Origin of the sequence: Asaia spathodeae NBRC 105894 (assembly GCF_025994195.1) — a bacterium.
In the GTDB taxonomy this organism is placed as follows: domain Bacteria; phylum Pseudomonadota; class Alphaproteobacteria; order Acetobacterales; family Acetobacteraceae; genus Asaia; species Asaia siamensis.
Window position 1 is genome coordinate 153,786 of the sequence record NZ_BAPY01000019.1, and the last position, 21,348, is coordinate 175,133.

At 59.2% G+C, this 21,348-nt stretch carries 15 protein-coding genes; 12 read left to right on the forward strand and 3 right to left on the reverse strand.

Annotation, left to right across the window (positions count from 1 at the left end; translation table 11 throughout):
- The first annotated feature begins 75 nt into the window (after positions 1–75).
- The 10 genes from AA105894_RS09190 (at position 76) to AA105894_RS09235 (ending at position 12,130) form a co-directional block, all read left to right on the forward strand.
- Positions 76–1,245 carry a cation:proton antiporter gene (locus tag AA105894_RS09190; protein ID WP_267311456.1) on the forward strand — a complete coding sequence of 390 codons (1,170 nt, stop codon included), beginning with the start codon at positions 76–78 and terminating at the stop codon, positions 1,243–1,245.
- A gap of 199 nt (positions 1,246–1,444) precedes the next feature.
- Positions 1,445–3,541: a hypothetical protein gene (locus AA105894_RS09195; RefSeq protein WP_267311457.1), complete on the forward strand. Its 2,097-nt coding sequence runs from the start codon at positions 1,445–1,447 to the stop codon at positions 3,539–3,541.
- Positions 3,538–4,245 carry a histidine phosphatase family protein gene (locus AA105894_RS09200; protein ID WP_267311458.1) on the forward strand — a complete coding sequence of 236 codons (708 nt, stop codon included), beginning with the start codon at positions 3,538–3,540 and terminating at the stop codon, positions 4,243–4,245. Before AA105894_RS09195 ends, AA105894_RS09200 begins: the two co-directional genes overlap by 4 nt.
- A 168-nt stretch (positions 4,246–4,413) precedes the next feature.
- Positions 4,414–5,394, forward strand: a complete 981-nt coding sequence (locus AA105894_RS09205) for a polysaccharide deacetylase family protein (RefSeq protein WP_267311459.1) — start codon at positions 4,414–4,416, stop codon at positions 5,392–5,394.
- A gap of 236 nt (positions 5,395–5,630) precedes the next feature.
- The gene (locus AA105894_RS09210; protein WP_267311460.1) at positions 5,631–6,659 is read left to right on the forward strand and encodes a LacI family DNA-binding transcriptional regulator; all 1,029 of its coding nucleotides are present in this window, start codon (positions 5,631–5,633) and stop codon (positions 6,657–6,659) included.
- On the forward strand, positions 6,656–7,537 hold the full coding sequence (locus tag AA105894_RS09215; RefSeq protein WP_267311461.1) for a sugar phosphate isomerase/epimerase family protein: 882 nt from the start codon (positions 6,656–6,658) through the stop codon (positions 7,535–7,537). The genes AA105894_RS09210 and AA105894_RS09215 overlap by 4 nt, the downstream gene beginning before the upstream one ends.
- Positions 7,538–7,620: 83 nt before the next feature.
- The gene (locus AA105894_RS09220; protein WP_267311462.1) at positions 7,621–8,637 is read left to right on the forward strand and encodes a substrate-binding domain-containing protein; all 1,017 of its coding nucleotides are present in this window, start codon (positions 7,621–7,623) and stop codon (positions 8,635–8,637) included.
- Positions 8,634–10,121 (forward strand): sugar ABC transporter ATP-binding protein, encoded by a 1,488-nt coding sequence (locus AA105894_RS09225; RefSeq protein WP_267311463.1) that lies wholly within the window; start codon positions 8,634–8,636, stop codon positions 10,119–10,121. The genes AA105894_RS09220 and AA105894_RS09225 overlap by 4 nt, the downstream gene beginning before the upstream one ends.
- The gene (locus AA105894_RS09230) at positions 10,114–11,118 is read left to right on the forward strand and encodes an ABC transporter permease (RefSeq protein ID WP_267311464.1); all 1,005 of its coding nucleotides are present in this window, start codon (positions 10,114–10,116) and stop codon (positions 11,116–11,118) included. Before AA105894_RS09225 ends, AA105894_RS09230 begins: the two co-directional genes overlap by 8 nt.
- The gene (locus tag AA105894_RS09235) at positions 11,111–12,130 is read left to right on the forward strand and encodes an ABC transporter permease (RefSeq protein ID WP_267311465.1); all 1,020 of its coding nucleotides are present in this window, start codon (positions 11,111–11,113) and stop codon (positions 12,128–12,130) included. The genes AA105894_RS09230 and AA105894_RS09235 overlap by 8 nt, the downstream gene beginning before the upstream one ends.
- Before the next feature lie 65 nt (positions 12,131–12,195).
- Here the strand turns inward: AA105894_RS09235 and AA105894_RS09240 are convergent, their stop codons facing one another.
- Genes AA105894_RS09240 through AA105894_RS09250 form a run of 3 tightly spaced genes read right to left on the reverse strand, consistent with a single transcriptional unit; the run spans position 12,196 to position 17,280 of the window.
- Positions 12,196–13,608: an amidohydrolase gene (locus AA105894_RS09240; RefSeq protein ID WP_267311466.1), complete on the reverse strand. Its 1,413-nt coding sequence runs from the start codon at positions 13,606–13,608 to the stop codon at positions 12,196–12,198.
- A gap of 28 nt (positions 13,609–13,636) precedes the next feature.
- Positions 13,637–14,935, reverse strand: coding sequence for an MFS transporter (locus tag AA105894_RS09245; protein ID WP_188425759.1), 1,299 nt, complete (start codon positions 14,933–14,935; stop codon positions 13,637–13,639).
- 29 nt (positions 14,936–14,964) lie between these two features.
- Entirely contained in the window at positions 14,965–17,280 is a 2,316-nt protein-coding gene (locus AA105894_RS09250) for a TonB-dependent receptor (protein WP_373316756.1), read from the reverse strand.
- Between the two features lie 210 nt (positions 17,281–17,490).
- Between AA105894_RS09250 and AA105894_RS09255 the strand changes: the two genes are divergently transcribed.
- Together AA105894_RS09255 and AA105894_RS09260 are read left to right on the forward strand one after the other, a co-directional pair.
- Entirely contained in the window at positions 17,491–18,417 is a 927-nt protein-coding gene (locus tag AA105894_RS09255) for a LysR family transcriptional regulator (RefSeq protein ID WP_267311468.1), read from the forward strand.
- A gap of 304 nt (positions 18,418–18,721) precedes the next feature.
- Positions 18,722–21,262 carry a pyrroloquinoline quinone-dependent dehydrogenase gene (locus AA105894_RS09260; protein ID WP_267311469.1) on the forward strand — a complete coding sequence of 847 codons (2,541 nt, stop codon included), beginning with the start codon at positions 18,722–18,724 and terminating at the stop codon, positions 21,260–21,262.
- Positions 21,263–21,348: the final 86 nt, after the last annotated feature.

The window sequence follows — 21,348 nt, forward strand, 5'->3', positions numbered from 1 at the left end:
TTGGAACATCTGGCAGAAAGACGGCGCCAATACGAGGATCCCCCATTGCCGAAAACGCCCACTGAAATATTCCTGATGGCAATGCTGGTCATCTATACCGTGCCCTATCTCGTCTGGCGGGTTCTGCGTACCGATTTCTGGGCGCCTCTCGTCGTGGTGCAGATCGTGGGTGGTATTCTTCTTGGCCCCGGTGTTCTGGGAGCTTTTTTCCCCGATTACTACAGGGCGGTCTTTACGCCCGGCACGATCACCGCACTGAACGGCATTGCCTGGTGGGCGGTGATGATGTTTGTCTGGGTGGCGGGGATCGAGCTGGATATCCGCGAGGCCTGGCGTCGTCGGGGCGAAACGGGGCTGACGGCAGGGCTTGCTCTGGCCGTGCCTCTTGTGACGGGCAGTCTCGCCGCATTGCTGATGGTGCGTTATCCGGGATGGAGAGGTGAGGCAGGCGCGATCTGGCAGGTCGTACTCGGTATCGGTATCGCCTGCGCGGTGACGGCTTTGCCGATCCTCGTTCTGTTTCTTGAAAAACTCTCCATTCTGCGGACACCGTTCGGGCAGCGTATCCTGCGTTATGCCAGTCTGGATGATGTGGCCATCTGGGGCGTTCTGGCAGTCATCCTGCTCGACTGGGAGCGTATGGGGCGCCAGCTGGGCTTTCTGGTCCTTTTCGGTCTGGCCACCCTGGCGTTTCGCGCGCTCATGGCCCGTATTGCAGAGCAGGATCGCTGGTATCTCGGCCTTGTCTGGCTTGCAGGCTGCGGTTTTGCGGCTGACTGGGCCGGGCTCCATTTCATGGTGGGCGCTTTTCTTTCGGGCGCGGTGCTTGATGCTGCCTGGTTCAGGCAGGAAGACATGGACCGTTTCCGGCATTTTGTGCTTTTGACAATCATGCCGGTTTTCTTCCTGTCGACCGGTTTGCGCACCGAATGGACCATAGGTGGTGGGGCTGTTTTTGCCGCCGCCGCCTTGCTGTTATGCGCCTCGGTGGGCGGCAAGCTGATCGGTGTGCAGATTGCGGGCAGAGTGCTCGGCTGGCCCAAAGGCGAGGCGACCACGCTTGGCTGGCTGCTTCAGACAAAAGCCCTGATCATGATCATTTTCGCCAACGTGCTTCTGGATCGGCACATCATCACGAATAGTACCTTCACGGCACTGCTCCTCATGGCCCTCGGCAGCACAATGCTGACCATCCCCATGGTCTCGTCGCGTCTCTCTGTCTATGTGCGCGGTGACAGGGCCTGAGCGTTGGCCCGCGCGCTACGATGACAAGAAGACGCATGGCTGATGGGCGTCTGAATTAAGTTAATAATTGTGACTCTTGGGAGATTTCGAGGCCAGAAATCCTCGCAATTCACTGATGAGTGGCTGTTGCACATACGAAGTCCGTGGCGTGCCCCTCATTTGGGAATCATCGTGGTCTGGGCTATAAAGCGGCCTCTTCATGACAGGATGGCGCCGCGTGCTTGCAGAAAAAGTGACGGATAGTTTGTTGGCAGCGCTCGACCGCCCTGACCTGCAAAGTCTCTCTGATCGAGTCGTTTTCGACCTTTCGCCGCGCCTTCATCTGCCCTTCACGGTCTCTGCCGACACCATCGTTCTTGGCGCGATCGCTTTCGAGCGCCCTGATATGGCGCCAACCCTGCTGCGTTACGCGCTTGAATGGGGCTTCCTTCTTCAGGGGCTGCCCATTCATGATCGCCCGCTGGCGGCTATCGTCGCAGCGCGCGTGGCAGCGCTTTTCCATCAGCTCGATTGCGATACCCCGACATTGCCTGCCGGGCTGGAATGGCTGCATGATTTTGCAGCTGATCAGCCGCCTTCGGCGTCGCGTGTGACGGCGCTCTGGCCCAAGCTGACGCAGTTCTGTCCCGAGGCTTCTGTGTCGGTGGTCGAGCCCGCACTGCTTCTGGCGCGTCTCAAGCCGCTCTGGTCGTGTCTGGCGCCGGCGGAATATCTGATGGCAGATGGCGGGGATGAGAGGCTGAGCATCGACCCGGAGACCGGTCTCAATCGTTATGGCTGTTCGCATCGCCCGCGTCCTTGGGCAGTTACGTTTTCATCCTCCACAGCGTCATCCCTCTCCGAGCGTGGCTATCTGGGGGCCGAGCGTGCCCGACGGGCTTTCCTGCTGGATGCGCTGCACGGTACCCCGGCACCGCGCGCCCGTGAGGTTTCCTGTCTTGCGGTGAAAGACGGTCTGGCCGCGCTCTATGGTCTCGACTCGCGGGATAATGTCGTTCTCGCTGCCTCAGGCACAGATTGCGAACTGGCGGTTCTGGCTGTCGGTCTGATGCGGGCCAGGGGAGCGGCGATTACCAATGTGCTGATCGCGCCCGATGAAACCGGCAGTGGCGTTCCGCTTGCCGCGCAAGGGCGGCATTTCGCGGCGGAAACGGCGCTCGGTAGCAGCGCTGACAAGGCACGTCTTCTTGACGGTTTTCCCGAACAGACGCGCCTGCTTGGTATTGCCATACGCAATCCTGACGGGTCGCCAAGAGAGACGAAGGCGCTCAATGACGAGGTGCGTGCCTGCGTCATACGCGAGGTGGCCGAGGGGCGCCATGTCATTCTGCATCAGCTCGATATGTCCAAGACCGGTCTGGTCGGGCCGTGCCACGATTTGCTGGCGGAACTGGCCAGTCTTTACCCCGATGAACTGACTTTCGTTGTCGATGCCTGTCAGGCGCGTCTCGCCCCCGAGCGCGTCGGCATGATGGTACGCAGTGGCATGATGGTCATGACGACCGGGTCGAAATTTCTGACTGGGCCGCCTTTCTGCGGTGCCGTGCTACTGCCGCAGAGCCAGGTCGAGGCGCTGGCTGGCTTCTCTCTCCCCGAGGGGCTTTCAGCGTATTTCAATCGTTGCGACTGGCCGGCAACGCGCACGCCCGACCGTCTGGCCCGTGATGGCAATCTGGGCCTCTCCCTGCGCTGGCAGGCGGCGCTTGCCGAGAGTGAGGCGTTCGGTGTTGTGCCACGAACACGCATCATCGAGACATTGAGACGTTTCGAGTTTACGGCCCGCGATGTGATCGCGCGCCATGCGGCTCTGACCCTTTTGCCTGTGCCGTCGCTTGAGCGCGCGCGTATCGACGGTCAGGAAGTCTGGGACGTCGTGCCGACTGTCTTCTCCTTTCTCGTCAACGATCCGCAAGATGCGGAAAAGCCTTTGTCGCTCGAGCGCGCGCGCGCCCTGCATCGCTGGCTCAATGCCGATCTGTCGCCCTGGATTGCCGGTGAGAAGCTTGCGGAACTGCTCTGTCATCTGGGCCAGCCTGTGCCGGTGCCGCACCCCGCACTGGGGGGCGATAATGCCGGTGCGCTGCGTCTGTGTGCCGGCGCGCGTCTGGTTTCAGGCGAGCCTTCTCATGCGGGTCTGACAGACCAGTCGCGCCTTGCTCGTGAATTTGCAGATATACGCCGCGCCTTTGCGAAAATATCGCTTATCCTTGCGCATTGGGATCGGCTCGAAGCCGCCGATCCGGTGCCACGTTATGCGCCTCATTCCCATTTCTCGCGAAAGTCTCTGGTATCATGACCCAGTCCCCAACGGCCTCTTCCTCTGAACCCAAGGCGCATGGTCATTTTCTGGATTCCATGCAGTTGCCTTCGGGCGTGACGCGCATCTGGCTGATCCGTCATGCCATTGTCGAGGCAACGGCACGGCTGCGCGTCTATGGTGCGCTCGATGTCGATCTCTGCTCCGAGCATCTGGCGTTGCAGGTGCCCTATTATACCGCTTTGGGTCAGAGATTACCTGCCGACGCGCAATGGGTTGTTTCGCCGCTCAAGCGTGCCCAGGAGACGGCCAAGGCCATTTTCGCGGCGGGATATGGCACGCGCAACCTGACGATCGAGCCGCGTTTCACCGAGCAATCCATGGGTGAGTGGCATAATCTTCCCCATGAGGAACTCCCCCTGAAACTGCGTCAGACGGCCCATAATTTCTGGTCGCTTTCAGCCTCCGAGCAGCCTCCCGGTGGTGAGAGCATGCTTGATGTCTGTGCCCGCGTCGGCCACGCGCTGGACGAATTGGCCGACCGAAGCGAGGGACAGGATAGTGTGGTGGTAAGCCATGGCGGGGCCATTCGTGCGGCGATTTCGCATGCCCTGAATGTCCATCCTGACACCGCCCTGCGCTTCTCGATCCAGAACCTGTCTCTCTCCATTCTGGAGCGGATCAATGGTGTCTGGCGTGTCGTGACAGTCAACGAACTTCCAGCGAGCGTCAGCCAGTCCTGAGTTCATGACAGGAGGGCGCTCTGATCGCCCGCCTGCTGCCGGGATTATGACTTCTGGCCCTATTTTTCTTTTTTGTGCCGCAACAATACCTGAATTCATTTTCGTAATGATCCGGGGGCGGCAGTAAATCCATGGCGATTCATGGTTCCGCGCCCGGGAAGCGTGGCGATGAAAAAGAAAACAGCAACGGTGCGTCGATACCCCGGGGCACTGTTGCAGCTAGGGGCATTCGGTCTCTTTTCCGTAACGGCCCAGGCAGCGCCGCTGCCTGAACATCAGGTGGCGGTAACCTTCGATGATCTGCCCTATGTCATGCCGGGCAAAACGTCCCGTAGTGATAATCAGAAAGACGCACTGGCTGCCAATCGCGCCATTCTCGCCGCCTTGCGTCACGATGCGGTACCGGTCACCGCCTTCGTAAATGAAGACAAAGTGCAGGCCCTTGGTGCGCCTGGCACCGCAATTCTTGACCAGTGGAATCAGGGCGCTCTGGCACTGGCCAATCATGCGGCGCATCATATCGACAGCAATGCGCTCACCCCGGCGCAATTCGAAAACGAGATAAAACAAGGCGAGCGCAGTATCGGACCGCTCGCTCACAAGGCAGGACGGAAGCTCGAGTTTTTCCGTTTCCCGTTCAATCATGTCGGCGATACCGAACCGAAGCGGATGGCCCTGTCGGAAATTGTCAGACGCCTTGGATATAGGCAGGCCGCCACAACGATCGACGTCGAGGATTACCTTTTCAACGATGCCTATGAATGCGCCCACTCAGCAGGAAACTCGGCGGATGAGGCGCGTATACGGCAAGCCTATATCGACTATGCGCGTATCGAAATTCCCTATTATCAGGCGCTGGATGAGAAAATCATGGGCCGTGACGTGCCGGCGGTCATGCTTTTTCACGATAACCGTCTGAATGCGGCGGTCCTGCCGCAGATTCTCGACCTGTTCAGACAGCAGCATTATCGCTTCGTCACCCTGGCGCAGGCCCAGTCAGACCCTGCATTCACGCAGGAGCCCAAGATCGCCACAAAATTCGGCCCTATGTGGGGATATCGCTGGGCGCAGGAGCGGCATATCCCGGTCGATGGGCGCCTCGAGCAGGAACCGCCGGAATGGGTACGCCTCTATTGTCACAAGCCATGAGACCGTACTGACAGCAGGATTTCCCTTATCTGACAAAGAGGATTTTTCCTTCCATGCGTCGACGCTGATACGGAAAAGGCAGAGATACCGGTCTGGTAAAAGCCGACGCAGCCGGATCGTCAGACGCTGGCATGGAAGAGAATGACGGTAAATGACAGAAACGTCATTTCCCTGATATGCAGAATTCATCTTACGTCTCCCTGCGGTTAAACGTTTAACCGATTGAGGGGCGTCTCATGTCACGCAAAGGTGCCAAGGTATCGATCCGCGATGTCGCAGAAGAGGCGCAGGTTTCTGTTGCGACCGTCTCCAATGTCGTGCGCAACCGTAAGAACGTGTCTGACGCTGTGCGTGCCCGTGTCGAAGAGGCCATCAACAGACTGAATTACCTGCCCGACAGGGCCGCCATGCAACTGCGCGAAGGGCGCAACTGCATTATCGGTGTGCTGGTGCCAAGTCTGGATAATCCGTTTTTCACGGCTCTAATCGCCTGTCTGGAAGACTGCGCCCGCAAGGATGGCTACGATATTATCGTGGCCAGTGCGGGCGAGGACTCCGAGCTCGCATCATCGCGGCTCAAGGCGCTTTTGTCATGGCGTCCAGCGGGCATGATCGTTTTGCCCAATGACGATCTTTTCGCCGATGCGTCATTTCTCGATGCGGCAGGCGTGCCTTATGTGGTGATCGACCGGCTGCCGCATTCCTGCAATGCCGATACGATTGCGGTCGATAACGAGCAGGCCGCTACTGAGGCTGCGGCATATCTTGTCGGGCTAGGTCACAGGCGCCTTCTGGTGGTCGCTACCACGCTGTCGCTTGCCAATATCCGCGAACGCTGCGCCGGCATTACCGCGTTTTGTGTACAAGCCGGTCTGCCAGTGCCAACGGTTCTGGAAGTGGGGCACCATGCCGAAGAAGGGCCTGAGGTGCTGACCGAAATGCTGACGGGCAGTGAGGCCCCCACAGCCATTATCGCTCTTACAAATTCCATCACTCTGGGTGCGCTGCGTTGTCTGCACCAGAGCGGATGTGCCGTACCCGGCGACGTGTCGCTTGTCGGATACGACGATTATGCATGGATGCGTGCTACCCATCCCCCCATCACGGCCATAAGTCAGCCGGTTGATGCTCTGGGGGCTCAGGCCTGGTCGCGCCTCATGCATCGTATTGCGGGCGAAAGCACCGCCCCCATGCAGGTCAGATTGTCCTGCACGCTTGTGGTGCGCGGTTCGACCGCACCCCCCAGAACAGGAAAATTCTCATGAACAAGCTTGGATTGCATGCTTTTGTCTGGACCGCTGGCTGGACACCTGAAGACGCCGCCATGGCCATACGTTCGACCGCCGAACTTGGCTACGACCTCATTGAGGCCTCCACGATGGACCTCAAGGGGTTCGATGTGCCCGCCACCTTGCGCGAACTCGAGCGCAACAAGCTCGGCATCACCATGTCATTCGGTCTGACGTCAGATATGGATATTTCTTCTGGCGATGCCGAGCGTACAAAGCGCGGTGAGGCGCATCTTCTCGATGCCATTTCGCTCGCGCGCGATGTCGGGGCTACCCATGTCTGCGGTATCCTTTATTCGGCTTTTCAGAAATATGCGACGCCCGTGACTGCTGACGGCATTCTTGGCTCCATCGATGTGGTGCGTCGCGTCGCCGAAAAGGCGCAGGCGAGTGGCATCACGCTCGGGATGGAAGTGGTCAATCGCTATGAGTCCAATGTGCTCAATACGGCGCGTCAGGCGATCGCGTATGTGAGGAAAGTCGAGATGCCGAATGTGAAGCTGCATCTCGACTGCTATCACATGAATATCGAGGAAGCCGATTCAGCCGAGGCCATTCGCGAAGCAGGCGATCTGTTGGGTTATTTCCATACCGGCGATTCCCATCGTGGCTATCTGGGCTCCGGCTCTGTCGATTTCCCGAGCATTTTCCGTGCGCTGGAAAGCATCAACTATCAGGGGCCGATCACCTTCGAATCCTTCTCTTCTGCCGTGGTCGGGCAGCCGCTGGAAGGTATTCTGGGCATCTGGCGCAATCTCTGGGAAGACAGCCGTGATCTGGCGGCTCATGCCAAGGCCTTTACCGATGTGCAGATGAAATCGGCACGCGAGGCGCTCGGCCGCCAGCGTCGCTGACGTATTCTTTTTCCTCCTGCCTCTCCCCCCGGTCGCGAGCGCGTCTGTGTGGCGCCTCGTGACGACCTGAAAAGGTTGAGACCATGATCGTATCCCGTCGCGGCTTCATGGGTGCCGCTGCCAGCCTTACCGCTCTTGCGCCTTTTGCATCAGCCCGGCTTTCGCCGGTCTTTGCCGGTGATGCCCCGAAGAAGATTGCCATTGTCGCCAAGATTGGTGGCATTCCCTGGTTCAACGCCATGGAGCGCGGCATACAGAGTGCGGGCAAGGAGGCGGGATGCAACGCCTGGATGATTGGCCCGACACAGGCCGATGCCGCCCAGCAGGTCAGCGCGATCGAGGATCTGATCGCCCGCAAGGTCGATGTCATCGGCGTGGTGCCCAATGATGCCAGCTCACTGGTGCCTGTGCTGCAACGCGCCCGTGCTGCAGGCATCCATGTCATCAGCCATGAAAGCCCCGGCCAACAAGGCGCGGAATGGGACCTCGAATTCACCACCCCCGCTGCAGATGGCGAGCGCCATATGGAGGCACTGGCCAAGGCAACGGGCGGCAAGGGCGGCTACATTATCATCGTCGGTTCGCTGACCGTGCCGCAGCATAAAATGCGCGCCGACGCGGCAATTGCGCTGCAAAAGGCAAAATATCCCGACATGCATCTCATCGGCGATCGCTTTGGCTGCGGTGAAAGCGTGGATGACAGCTATCGCACCGTCATGGATCAGTTGCGCGCGCATCCTGACCTTACCGGGATCGTGGCCTTCGGGTCGCAGGGGCCGATTGGCGCTGCCCGCGCCGTCGATGCGCGTGGCAAGATCAGGACCGTTTCTGTGGTCGGCCCGTTCTCGCCCGGTCAGGGGGCAAAATATGTGCGTTCCGGGGCCATTCGCTGCGGCTATATCTGGAATCCGCTTCTTGCCGGTCAGACACTCGTGCGTCTGGGCGTCATGCTCGCCAATGACAAGCCGATCACCAATGGCATGGAGATGCAGGATATTGGCGCGCTGCAGGTCGCTCCGGCACAGCGCAGCATTCTTGCACCGAAAATGCAGATTATCGACAGATCGACCATAGACGAGCTGGTGGCGCTCGGGCTGTGACAGCGCCTGTCTTTCTGGAATTGCGGAATGTCTTCAAGACATTCGGCAATTTTCAGGCCCTGCGTGGCATCGACTGGGATGTGCGTGAGGGCGAAATTCATTGCCTTGTAGGCGAGAATGGATGCGGCAAATCGACGCTCATCAAGGCAGTTTCCGGCGTTCATGCGCCTGACGCAGGTGGCGAGATGCGCATTGCGGGTCAGGAAATCCTGTCATTCGACCCGATGCGGGCGCGGGCACTGGGCATTCAGGTCGTATTTCAGGATCTGGCGCTTTTTCCCAATCTGAGTGTTGCCGAAAATATTGCGTTTGATGCCAATCTCGGGCGCGGATTCAGCCCGAAAGCGGCCATAAGGCGCAAGGCGCGCGAGACTCTCGATCGGCTCGGTCATGATCTGCCCCTCGATTTGCCGGTCGACGCATTGTCGATTGCTGAACGCCAGATTGTTGCCATTGCCCGCGGCCTCGCCGGATCGGCCCGCCTGATTTTCATGGATGAGCCAACTGCTTCGCTTACGCGTGCCGAGGTGCGTCGTCTGCTCGATCTGGTGCGCAAGCTTTCGGCTGCAGGGATTGCCGTGGTGTTCGTGTCGCATCGACTGGATGAGGTCTCCGCCATAGCCGAGCGGATTACGGTCATGCGTGACGGGCGTATGGTTGGCACCTATCCGGCTTCTGCGCTTGACCAGCGGACATTGATACACCTCATGACCGGCATCGAAATCGCCTCGCATCATGTCGCGCGCGATTGCACGTCGCGTGATGTGGTGCTGGAGACGCGCCATTTGAGCCGTCGTGGTGAATATGATGACGTCTCGCTCCGCCTGCATGAAGGCGAGGTTCTCGGGCTGACGGGTCTGCTCGGCGCGGGGCGCACCGAATTGGCACTTTCGCTTTTTGGCATGACAAAGCCCGATTCAGGGGCGCTGGTTGTTCATGGGCAGGAGCGTCGTTTCCGTAATAATCAGGACGCTTTGGCCGCAGGCCTCGCTTATGTTTCGGAAGACCGATTGAATCTCGGCATCAATGCTGAGCAATCCATCGTCGATAATCTGGATATTGCTGTCCTGCCCGGCCTCGCAAATCGCTTTGGGCTGATTTCGGATGCATCACGTACGCAACTCGCCCGTGACTGGGTCGCACGTCTGAATATCAAGCTCAGCTCGGTCGAAGATGCCATCAATACGCTTTCGGGCGGTAATCAGCAGCGCGTCATTCTGGCGCGCTGGCTGGCGTCCCATCCGAAAATCCTGATTCTCGACAGTCCGACTGTTGGTGTCGATATCAAGAACAAGGAAGGCATTTATGCCCTGATACGCGAATTGAGCGATCAGGGTGTCGGTATTCTCGTGATTTCCGATGAGATGATCGAGCTTTTCGCGACCTGCGATCGCATTCTGCATATGCGCAATGGACGTATCGCTGGCGACTATAACCCGTCTCTCATAACCGAACAGGCCCTTGAGGAGCGGATCTATGCCTGACCTCTCATCCCTGCGGAATCGGCCTGAATTCTGGCTGGCCTGTGTCATCGCTATTTTCATCGTCGCACTTTCTTTGGCGACACCTAATTTTCTCAGTATTTCCAATTTTGTCGATCTTACCGAGAGTTATGCCGTCCAGGCCATTATGGCCACTGGACTCTTTGTTGTGCTGATCGCGGGCGGGATCGATATCTCTTTCGCAGCGACGGCATCGGTGGCGCAATATGTGGCAGCCCTTCTGGCCACGCGTTTCGGACTGTCGCCGGTGCTGGTCATTCCGGCAGGGCTGGTCGTCGGCACGCTACTCGGGTTCATCAATGCGACACTGGTGCATTATGCGCGGGTCAATTCGATCATTATCACCATCGCGACCATGAATGTGTATTTCGCCCTGCTGATGTACGCGACGGGCGGGCATTCCATTTATAATCTGCCCGAATGGTGGAGCGATCGGATCACCTTTCTGCAATTCGAGACGGCAGGGGGCGATCTGGTGCGCATTACCTTGCCCATTATCGTCATGATTGCCTCGCTCGGGCTGTGCTGGGCGCTGCTCAACCGATCGAAAACAGGCCGCCAGCTTTACGCCATGGGCGGCAATGCCGAAGCCGCGCGCCGTATCGGGCTGAATATCTCCCGATTGCAGTTTTTCGCCTATGGTTTTGCCGGGTTCATGGCCGCTCTGGCAGGGCTCGTTCAGGCCAATCGTGTGGGTGAGGCGGTGCCGAATGCCCTTTATGGCACTGAGCTTTCCGTGCTCTCCGCTGCCGTACTCGGGGGTGCCTCGCTCCTGGGCGGTGTCGGCACGATTGGCGGCATTACACTCGGCATACTGATGCTGGCGATCATTCAGAACGGCCTCAATCTGCTCGATATCTCGCCCTATTGCTTCGAGATCATCACAGGGGCGATCATCCTCGCCTCGACCAGTCTCACGGCGCTTTCGGTGCGCAGTCGTACCCGTTCCCGCCTTGTCGAGGAGGCACCCAATGTCTGAAAATCTGACGGGACGGAACGTCTCCATGGACGATCTTCTGGGGCCATTGCGGCGCGTGTTTCCGGCTCGTGTTTCGGGTCAGGCTCTTGCCACACTTGCCCTGGCGGTCGGTTTCAGCCTTGTCGTGCCAGGGTTTTTCAGCCTTGGGTCGATGCGGTCGATGATGTTCCAGCTGCCGCAGCTTGGTCTGCTGGCGCTGGCCATGGCCATCCCCATGATGTCCGGAGGGCTCAACCTCGCCATTATCGCCATAGCCAATGCCTGCGGCCTTGCCATAGTGACGGTACTCGCGCATCTGCCTCTGGCAGGGCATGGAGCAGGTTATGTCACGCTCTGTATTCTTCTGGCGCTCATGACGGGGATGGTGCTGGGTACGGCGCTCGGCGGGCTGACGGGCTGGCTGATCGTACGCACCAGAGTCCACCCCATTCTGGTCACGCTGGGCGTCATGTCGATTGTTGAAGGCACGAGTATCTGGCTGACGCGAGGCGAGGTGATCTCCGGTCTGCCATCGCTCTACGGTCAGATTGGCAACGCATCACTGCTTCAGATACCGCTCGCCTTTCTGATATTTCTGGTGGTGGCTGTCGTCATGCATGTCGTGTTGCAGCACACGGCTTTCGGCATCTCGATCCGTATGATCGGCTCCAACGCGCTTGCCACGCGCTATTCGGCGGTCAATGTCGACTGGGTAACGATCAGGATCTACGCGCTCTCGGGTTTTCTGTGCTTCTGCGCTGCCTGCCTGATGCTGGCACGGTATAATTCAGCCAGTGCGGCCTATGCCAAATCTTATCTGCTGGTAACCGTTCTTGCTGCGGTGCTGGGTGGGGTCGATCCCAATGGCGGGTTCGGACGTGTGACCGGGCTGGTTCTGGCCATGGTCATGCTGCAGCTTATCGCAACAGGCTTCAATCTTCTGGGCTTCAGTGACTACCTGACGCTCGCCATCTGGGGGCTCGTCCTGATTGGTGTCGCCTGCGCGCAGGCATTGCTGAAGAAAAGGCGCTGAACACGGATTTTCCGAAGGTAAGGTCTTCGGATCGGGTGTGGGGCCAGAGCCCCACACCGTCTCATTCATTCACTGTCAGCGGCAGGCATGACGTCTTCCGGGATAAGCGTCACGTAGGGCTGCACGGCCAGACGCTCGGCATGGTCCTTCTTGGCGGCTTCCAGCAGATCAGGGTTCGTAAACAGGTCGAGCCCTGTCATGGCCATGACCTTGGCGACATGCACCATGCCCTTATGGGCGACGGAAGACTGGCCCTGAGCCGTCATCTGCCATGAATGCAGCTGCGTGCCGATGGCGCATGTCGCACCAAGGGCCTGCACGGTGGGAACGGTCCAGCTCACATCACCCACATCGGTAGAGCCCAGCGACGAGCGGTTGCCGCCTGCGGGAAGCACGAAATTGGCCAGGGGCTGGTCAAGGTCGGGCTTGGCGCCAGCGTGATGGAAGGCAGCGATGATATCGCTTTTCGGGAAGGTCGCCTGCATCTTGCGGGCGAAATCGCGATCGTCCTCGTCGAAGGGGGGAGGCCCAAGACGCTCGACATGGCCTTGCATGGCGGCTTCGAGAGGCGGGCAGGGCAGGATATTGGCCATGGCGCTTATCACGCGCTCCTGCACCGTCGTTTCGGTCATCAGCGCAGCACCCTGTGCGATCTTGCGCACGCGCTCTGTCAGCGGCACGAGATCAGCCAGATCGAGCGTGCGCACGACATAGCGGATGGTGGTCTTGGCCTGAACGACATTGGGGGCGGCACCACCGGCATCGAGATAGGCGTAATGAATGCGTGAGCTCGGCAGCATATGCTCGCGCAGGTAATTCACACCGACATTCATCAGCTCGGCAGCGTCGAGTGCGGAGCGACCGAGAAAGGGCGCGGCTGCTGCGTGGGCGGCCTTGCCGGTGAAGGTGAAGTCGAGACGGATATTGGCCAGCGATGAGGGCGGAAACACGCCGGTGAAAAAGAGCGGATGCCAGGAAATGGCCGCATCGACATCATCGAACACGCCCTCACGCACCATGAAGGCCTTGCCTGCGCCACCCTCTTCGGCGGGGCAGCCATAATAGCGCACACGTCCGGGCAGATCATGCGCTGCCAGAAAGTTCTTCAGTGCGGTAGCTGCCAGAAGCGCTGCCGATCCCAGGAGATTATGCCCGCAGGCATGGCCATTGCCGTCACCGGGCAGGGGCGTATGCTCCGTTACCCCTGCCGCATTGGTCAGGTCAGGCAAGGCGTCATATTCGCCCAGAAAGGCAATGATCGGGCCGCCTTCTCCGGCTTCGCCCATGACCGCGGTCGGGATGCCAGCGACATTGCGTGTAACGCGAAAGCCCTCTTCGCCCAGTTTTTCAGTATGCAGCGCGCAGGAGCGTATCTCTTCGAAATTTGTCTCCGGCACTTCCCATACAGCGTCGCTCAGCGCGATCAGGCTTTGCGCACGGTCATCGACAAAGGAGAGAATGGCATCGGTATTTTTCATCAGGAGAATCCTTGTCGGAGGAACAGGGTCAATAGGCCCGATCGGCCTCGGAGGTAATGATCGTCGCGCCGGGCGCGGGCGGGATCATGCGCCTGCGCAGGGCAAGATAAGCCAGAAGCGAGAGCGGCATCAAAACCCCCAGCATCCAGGCGGGCACCATGGGGTCATGGAAACGGGCGATCAGCAGCACCGTGACGGGTTGGGTAAGGCCGCCGAATACGGACACGGCCAGGGCATAGACGAGCCCGAAGATGAAGGCGCGGCTATGGTCGGGAATGGCATCGAAGAGCAGCCGCCAGACCGGCGCGATGAGCAGGCCTGAGGAAAGAAAGACCGTCAGGTTCAGGCCGATCTGTGTGCCAAGGCCGGGATAGGTGATGGAAAGGGCATAATAGAGCATGCAAAGCGGTGTGCCGATGATGGACACCATAATGACGAAAAGCTTCGGGTCCGGGTTGTTATGGGCAATACGCATGCCTGCAATGACCGCAACCACACCGCAGATCAGCCCGAGCGCCATGGCGAGCATGGCCGTGCCAGGCGGAAGATGCAGAACGGCGATCGCATAGCTCACACCGAATGTACGCAGGTAATTGGTGATGGTGCCACAGATGATGAGGGCGAAGACCAGCAGGATCTTTGGCGTGACCAGCAGGCGCAGTGTGGCGCCGAAAGGATGCGGTTCTGCGTGATGATCATGCTGTGCCGGGAGCTGGCGACGGAGCCAGAAACCGAATGGCAGGATGGCAATGCCGATGAAGAACGGAATACGCCAGCCCCAGGCATAAAGAGCGTCATGGGAGAGGGTGAGGGAGAGGATCAGCCCGAAAATGACGGCCACGACCATGCCCAGAAGCTGGGTGACATATTGCATGATGCTGATGATGCCGCCCTTTCCGGGTGGGGCCGCGTCGTAGAGCATGGCAGTGGCAGGGCCGACCTCGCCCCCATCTGAAAAGCCCTGCAGCATGCGGGCCAGAACGATGAGAAAGGCGGCAATCAGGCCGATCGAACGGGTCGATGGGGTGGCAGCGAGCAGAAGCGAGCCTGTGGCCATGATCGCAAAGGTGAGCATGAGCGCGGCCTGATGGCCGTAGCGCCTGGCATAGATGCCCACGCAGAAGGCGCCGAGCGGACGCAGGAAAAAACCGGCGCCGAAGGTGATCAGGGCATCGAATAGCCCTGCCAGCCCCGAACTATTGGGAAAAAACGCCTTGGCAATCATGGGAGCGAAAAATGCATAAGCCATGAAATTGTAGAATTCGAGGAAATTGCCCACACAGGCGGCCATGATGACCCGTTTCCTGTCCTGATCCGATCCTGTCATGAGACATGTCTCCTTGCCGGGTAAGGCGTTCAGTAGGTGACGCCGATGCGGCCGCCGATGAAGCGTGGCGGGCCGGGTATGCGGAAATAGGTCGTGGTCGATTGCGAACTCGTGGTGAAATACTCCCGGTTCAGGATATTCGACGCATAGATGGTGGCTGTCCATGGGCCTTTGAGCGGATGCACGGTGACATGCGCACCGAGCAGGAAATAGGCCGGAAGCTGGTAATTGCCGGTGCCACCGGGAACCATCGATTGTGCCGAGCGGAAATTCCAGTCGACGCCTGCTTCGCCTTCATAGCGGCGCAGGAAGGTGAGACGGTAATCGCCCGAGCCATTCAGGGTGAGCTTGGGATTCATGCCTTCAGTGCCGGCATAATCCGTGTAGATCGGTGCCCATATGCCGGTCTGCTGATATTGCGCGTTGACGGCGGATGCGTTGATGGCCTGAAATTTCTGGTATTTGCTGCGCAGGAAGCCGAAATTCTGCGTCAGATAGACGTGACGGATGGGGTTGATTTCGGTGTTGAATTCCACACCCCAGATTTCCGATTTCGGAATATTGTCGAAGCGCCCCAGAGGTCCGTAGCCGGGAACGACATAGCTGCCGAGATATTGCTGGTCGTGATAGTCATAATAGAAAGCAGCGGCGTTGAGCCGGAACCTGTTGGGAATGATGTCGGCCTTGAAGCCGAGCTCATAAGCCAGAACGGTTTCGGGTTTGAACGGGTCGAGCTGGCCCTGCACCACCGTATTATTGGCGGTCATGCCGCCGGGCTTCATGCTGCGGCTTACCTTGAAATAGGTCATGAGATCCTTGGTGGCCTGAAACTGCACGCCAAGTGTTCCGGCAAACTGGTTCATGTTCGAGCCGGTGGACTGGAATTGCAGGCTGCGTCGCCCGAACTGCACTGTACGCAGGTTGAGCAGCTGGCGGTCATCTGCCTCATGCGTCAGCCCCCCGATCAGCGTCACCCGATAGGGGAGTTTGTAGGAGAGATGCACGAATTGCGAGAAAGTCTGCTCGTTCTGGCCGAAGGAGGTTTCCTGCAGATAGCCACGTGTCGGCACGTAATCGGTGAAATCGAAGAACGATTGCTGCGTCATGCGTACGCGGTCGTAATAGGCCCCGACTACCCATTCTAGCGGCCGCTTCTTGCGTGATTCCAGACGCAGTTCCTGCGAAAAGCTGTTGGCGACGATATTGCGGTAATTATCGCCGGTCGCCCAGAGGGTGCCGTCCTGATCGGTATATTCACCCACGCGTTCGGTCTCGAAAGCGCTGATGCTCTTGAGCGCTGCAAAGCCGAAATCATGAGACATCTTGAGGTCGGCACCCCACATCGTGTTATGCGCGCTGGGTGACAGGGATGTCGAGCGGCCGATCAGCTTGGCAAGGCGGGCATTATAATCCCATTGCGCCTGCTGGTAGGAGAGTGTCGGGTAGGCACGGCTCGGCAGGAAATTGATCACAGGCTTTGCGGCTACGACTTGCGAATTGTCCTGCACCCAATGGCCGCTCAGCATGATTTCGGTATGTTCTTCGGGGCGCCAGCGCAGCTTGGCGCGCAGGGCACCGAGATTGGCATCGCCCAGATGGGCGCCAGTGCTCGGGTTGGTCTGCCAGCCGCCGCCCTGCATGGTCTGCCCGGCGATACGGAAGCTCAGCTTGTCGCTGATGATCGGGCCGGAAACGAAGAGATTGGTGCGGCTGCGGGCATAGCTCGCAATATCCTGCGATACGCCACCATGCCAGTCATCGGTCGGGTCCGAGGTGCGAAACGCGATCTCACCGCCCGTATCGGTCTGGCCATGGCTGAACCCAACGGGACCCGGTTCCACCGCAGCGCCGGCAATATCGAACATCAGCCCGGCCGCCATACGGGCCAGTGGGTAGGCGACATCGTCATAATAGACGAGCACCGAGGACATGTTGTTCTGCGTGTAGTCGTTCAGCCCGATACCGCGCAGAAAGAAATTGGTCGAGCCGGTGCCATTCACGCTTTGCACGGTGAGGTTGGGCGCGACACGGGGTAGATCGAGCAGAGAGACGACGCCCTGTCGGGTGAGTGTCTCTGACGTGATATGCGTCGTGGCATCGGCTTCGTGCTGGGCCGAATTGAAATGCAGGCGTCGGCGGGCGGTGGTGACTGTCAGGGTTTCGGCACCACCTGCAACCGGTTTGTGATGCGTCGCACTGCGAAGCGGGGCCGTCTGCTGTTTCTTGGCGGTTTTTACGGCTGCGCGGGAGTGCGGCAGGGCGCGGCCTGAGGCATCATGGCTGGAAGCGGCTTCGGCAAGGCTTGAGAAAGCCGGGGCGGACACAGAGGCCAGCAACAAAAACATCGATGCTTTGATACATTTCTTGGTAAGGCGTTTTTGTTTCGGGGAATCTGTCATCATGCTTCCTGCCGGTGATTATTGGAGCAAAGCGCGGTAACCGCCTGTGTCGGTAAATGGCCGATGAAAGATTATGGAATTAAAACGTTTCGTTATTGAAGCAAAATAGGGTTATGTCATGTCAACCATTTGGTTGACGCTCCGAAGGAGAGAGACATGGCCAGATCAGGCATCACGCTTCACCGACGGCTCAAACTGCGCCATCTGCATCTGCTCGATATGCTCAATACGACACGCAGTATGAGGCAGACGGCAGCCCGTCTGGGCATCTCTCCCGCCGCAGTCTCGAAATCCTGCATCGAGATCGAGGAGATTCTTGGCAAGCGTCTGTTCGAGCGCGTGCAGGGCCATCTCGTGCCTCTGCCGGGTCTGGAGCGTGTGCTGGTGGCAGCGCGGCGCATCGATCATGAATTACAGGCCTTGAGTGAGGATTTCACGCGAGAGACCGCGCTGCTGCACGGTACGCTGCGTATCGGATTTCAGGCGCCTATGCTCGAGCGTCCGCTGGTAAGCTGGGTGACGCGCATGAAACATGAGCAGCCTTTTCTGACTGTCAGTATCGAATACGGTATGCGCAAACGTCTGCTGGACGATCTGCATGCAGGCCGGACTGATATCGTTGCAGTCAATCTGCTCGATGTGGCGTCTTCCGGCCGGTTCGAGACGCGAACGCTGTGCCTCGAACATTGCGTGATCATCATAGACGATGTGCTGATGACCAGCGCGGAGGTGTTCGACCAATGGGCGCATTTCGTTGATCGTGTCTGGCTGCTGCCCCTGAGAGGCATGGCGATGCGCGACCGCTTTGAGCAGATCCTTCTAGCGCGGGGCCTCGCGTTTCCTCCAAGGCTGATCGAGATCAGCCTGCCGACACTGATCGAGCATCTGGTCGAGTCCTGCGACGCGGCAGCACTCATGCCCGTTTCCCTGCTGTCCGAATCCCAGCTGGCGCGTCTGCCCGTACTGGAGGGTGGGGCGGCGGGTGATGATTTCTACATGGAGCATGGCATTGCCTGGGCTCGGGGCGGACGCATGAACCCGGCCACGCAGTATGCGCTTTCCATCATGTCTTCCCTTCCATAGCGCAGCCGGTTTCAGGTCATCATGCGTACATGTTTTGTCATGATTTCCGGTAAATGATCACAAAGCCGTGAATATTGCGTAGTGATGAATATGTGATGACGTAAAGGAAAGTTTTGCACGGCACATTACCCATCCTTTGAGCTTTCAGGCTGGTTCTTGACTTGATTTTTTCCTGTTTTCGGGTGGTTCACGCGGCAATGGTTTCGGGTTCTGCCGGTTTGAAAACGCTCAATGCTCAAACGGCTCGCCATGGCTGATGCCCTGTGATGGTGTCAGGCTTGGGGGCGTAGCGTGAGGATTGCTCGTGAGAAGCCTTATCCATCTTTTATGTGTCGCGATCGGTCTGGTGATCGCGCTGCTTGGCGTCGGTCTGGCGCTTGGCGGGGCTGACCTCGCCTGGCTGGGCGGAAGCTGGGCCTATATCCCGCTTGGTCTGCTTATGGCAGCGGTTGGCCTCGCGCTTATGGCGCGCAAGGCTTTTGCCCTGCCGCTCTCCATCGTTCTCAGCCTGATAGCCGTCGGCTGGGCCTTCAACGAGGTGGGCGACGTGTTCTGGCTGGTCGTGCCACGCGTGGTCGTGTTCCTTGTGCTGCCAATCGTGGTCGGGGTGCTTTCACCCTGGTTCGGTCCGGCTGTCCGCTCCGGCGAAAGCGCCGGACGCGGTGTCGGGGTACGGCGCAGCTGGGGGCTCGGGATTGCAGCGCTCTATGCAATCATCTTTGCCGGTGTGTCGCTCAACATGTTCCGGCCGCATGCCGAGGTTACGGCTGATCCGGCGCAGAGTCCCAAGGTCGATACGGCGCTCGGGCAGCAGAATGGCAATGACTGGCCAGCCTGGGGGCGCAATCTGACGGGTGACCGTTTTGCCCCTTATGTCCAGATCAACGCCGACAACGTCTCGGGGCTGAAACTCGCCTGGACGTTCCATACGGGTGATCTGGCCATCGATGGCTCGGAATATCAGGTGACGCCGCTCAAGGTGGCAGATACGCTGTATCTCTGCACACCGCTCAACAAGGTTATTGCCCTCGACCCGGTGAGTGGGCATGAGCGCTGGCGTTTCGACCCGCACATGCAGGTGACGCGCGGCAATAAGGGCTGGAAGCGCTGCCGTGGCGTCAGCTATGCCGATCTGACAACCATGTCGCTGCTGGCCCCCGATGCAAAGGCTTTCGGTCCGGAAGAAGCAGCGTCATCGCCTGCGGAACAACCGGCTGACCCTGCTGCGCCTGTTCCGGCACAGGCTCCGGTTGATGAGACCCCGGCAGCGCCTGCACCGATCACGGCGCAGACACCTTGCGCCCGTCGTATCGTCAGCACCACCAATGACGCCCGCCTCTTCGAACTCGACGCCTCTACCGGCGCGCTGTGCGAGGATTTCGGCGATCATGGCATGGTCAATCTTCTTGAGGGTCTCGGCCCGACAGCGCCCGGCTCCTATTATCTCACCTCCGCCCCGCTGGTGGCCGATGGCGTGATCATGGTGGGCGGCAAGATCAACGACAACATGACGGTGGGTGAGCCTTCTGGCGTTATCCGCGGTTATGATGTGCGCACTGGCCGTCTCGTCTGGGCGTGGGATGCGTCACGCGGCAACAGGGACAGCCGTCCACTTCCGGCCGGACAGATCTACGCGCCGGAAACCCCGAATTTTTGGGGTACGGCATCCTATGATCCCAAGCTGGGTCTTGCCTTCATTCCTCTGGGCAACCAGACGCCCGACTTCTGGAGCGGCAACCGCCATCCCTATTCGGATGAATATACCGACGCGGTTCTCGCCCTTGATCTGCGTACCGGTCAGGAGCGCTGGCATTTCCGTACGGCCAACCAGGACATGTTCGATTATGACGTGACCTCGCAGCCGATCCTCTATGATCTGCCCGGCGCCGGTGGCGAGACCACGCCTGTCGTCGTGGCGCTCACCAAGCGCAGTCAGGTTTTCGTGCTGGATCGTCGCACGGGCAAGCCCGTCGTGAAGGTGACGGATCGTCCGGTTGCGACTGATGGTATGCCCGGTCAGCGTATCAGCCCGGTTCAGCCCTATTCTGATCTGTCGATCGGTGTCGCCCCTCTCAAGGAGAGCGATATGTGGGGCGCGACGATTTTCGATCAGCTCTATTGCCGCGTCGCTTTCAAGAAAATGCGCTGGGAAGGTGAATGGACACCGCTTTCTGACAAGCAGAAGACCTTGATCTGGCCGGGTTATTATGGCGGTTCGAACTGGGGTGGCGGTGCTATCGATCCGCAGACCGGTGTGTTGGTGGTGAATGATATCCGCATGGCGATGTGGGGGCAGTTCATCAAACGCGAAGAGGCGGCCAAGGCTGGTCTCGTGCCCTCGACGGAAGGTGAGTATTCCGAGCAGCTTGGCACCCCCTGGGGTGTGGAACGCTCCATGTTCGTCTCTCCGATGGGCGCGCCCTGCTTCAAGCCGCCTTTCGGCTCTCTGACGGCGATTGACCTCAAGACGCAGAAAACCCTGTGGCAGGTGCCTGTAGGCAGCATCCAGGATGCCCGTATCCACGGCATTTTCGGTGATAAGGGGATTATTCCGCATCTCTATATCCCGGTCGGTATGCCCACGATGGGTGGCCCGCTCCTGACAGGGGGAAATCTCGCCTTCTTCCATGGTTCGCTCGATAATTATCTGCGTGCCTTCGATCTCCGCACCGGGAGAGAGGTCTGGCGTGAGCGTCTGCCAGTTGGCGGTCAGGGTACGCCCATGAGCTATGTCGAAAACGGCAAGCAATATGTGCTGGTCGTCGCCGGTGGTGCTACCCGTACGGGTACCAATGCCAACAAGGGTGATTACGTTCTGGCTTACGCCTTGCCCTCGACTGACTGATCTCGGTCACCCCTGCCAAAGGCCGATGGCCTGCGGCAGGGGGTGTTCCTCAGCAGCCGGTCTGTTCCGATCGTGCGGCTGGAGCC

Coding starts and splice junctions, on each gene's coding strand:
- AA105894_RS09190 (WP_267311456.1), top strand. CDS start 76: ATGGCAATGCTGGTCATCTATACCGTGCCCTATCTCGTCTGGCGGGTT.
- AA105894_RS09195 (WP_267311457.1), top strand. CDS start 1,445: ATGACAGGATGGCGCCGCGTGCTTGCAGAAAAAGTGACGGATAGTTTG.
- AA105894_RS09200 (WP_267311458.1), top strand. CDS start 3,538: ATGACCCAGTCCCCAACGGCCTCTTCCTCTGAACCCAAGGCGCATGGT.
- AA105894_RS09205 (WP_267311459.1), top strand. CDS start 4,414: ATGAAAAAGAAAACAGCAACGGTGCGTCGATACCCCGGGGCACTGTTG.
- AA105894_RS09210 (WP_267311460.1), top strand. CDS start 5,631: ATGTCACGCAAAGGTGCCAAGGTATCGATCCGCGATGTCGCAGAAGAG.
- AA105894_RS09215 (WP_267311461.1), top strand. CDS start 6,656: ATGAACAAGCTTGGATTGCATGCTTTTGTCTGGACCGCTGGCTGGACA.
- AA105894_RS09220 (WP_267311462.1), top strand. CDS start 7,621: ATGATCGTATCCCGTCGCGGCTTCATGGGTGCCGCTGCCAGCCTTACC.
- AA105894_RS09230 (WP_267311464.1), top strand. CDS start 10,114: ATGCCTGACCTCTCATCCCTGCGGAATCGGCCTGAATTCTGGCTGGCC.
- AA105894_RS09235 (WP_267311465.1), top strand. CDS start 11,111: ATGTCTGAAAATCTGACGGGACGGAACGTCTCCATGGACGATCTTCTG.
- AA105894_RS09240 (WP_267311466.1), bottom strand. CDS start 13,608: ATGAAAAATACCGATGCCATTCTCTCCTTTGTCGATGACCGTGCGCAA.
- AA105894_RS09245 (WP_188425759.1), bottom strand. CDS start 14,935: ATGACAGGATCGGATCAGGACAGGAAACGGGTCATCATGGCCGCCTGT.
- AA105894_RS09250 (WP_373316756.1), bottom strand. CDS start 17,280: ATGTTTTTGTTGCTGGCCTCTGTGTCCGCCCCGGCTTTCTCAAGCCTT.
- AA105894_RS09255 (WP_267311468.1), top strand. CDS start 17,491: ATGGCCAGATCAGGCATCACGCTTCACCGACGGCTCAAACTGCGCCAT.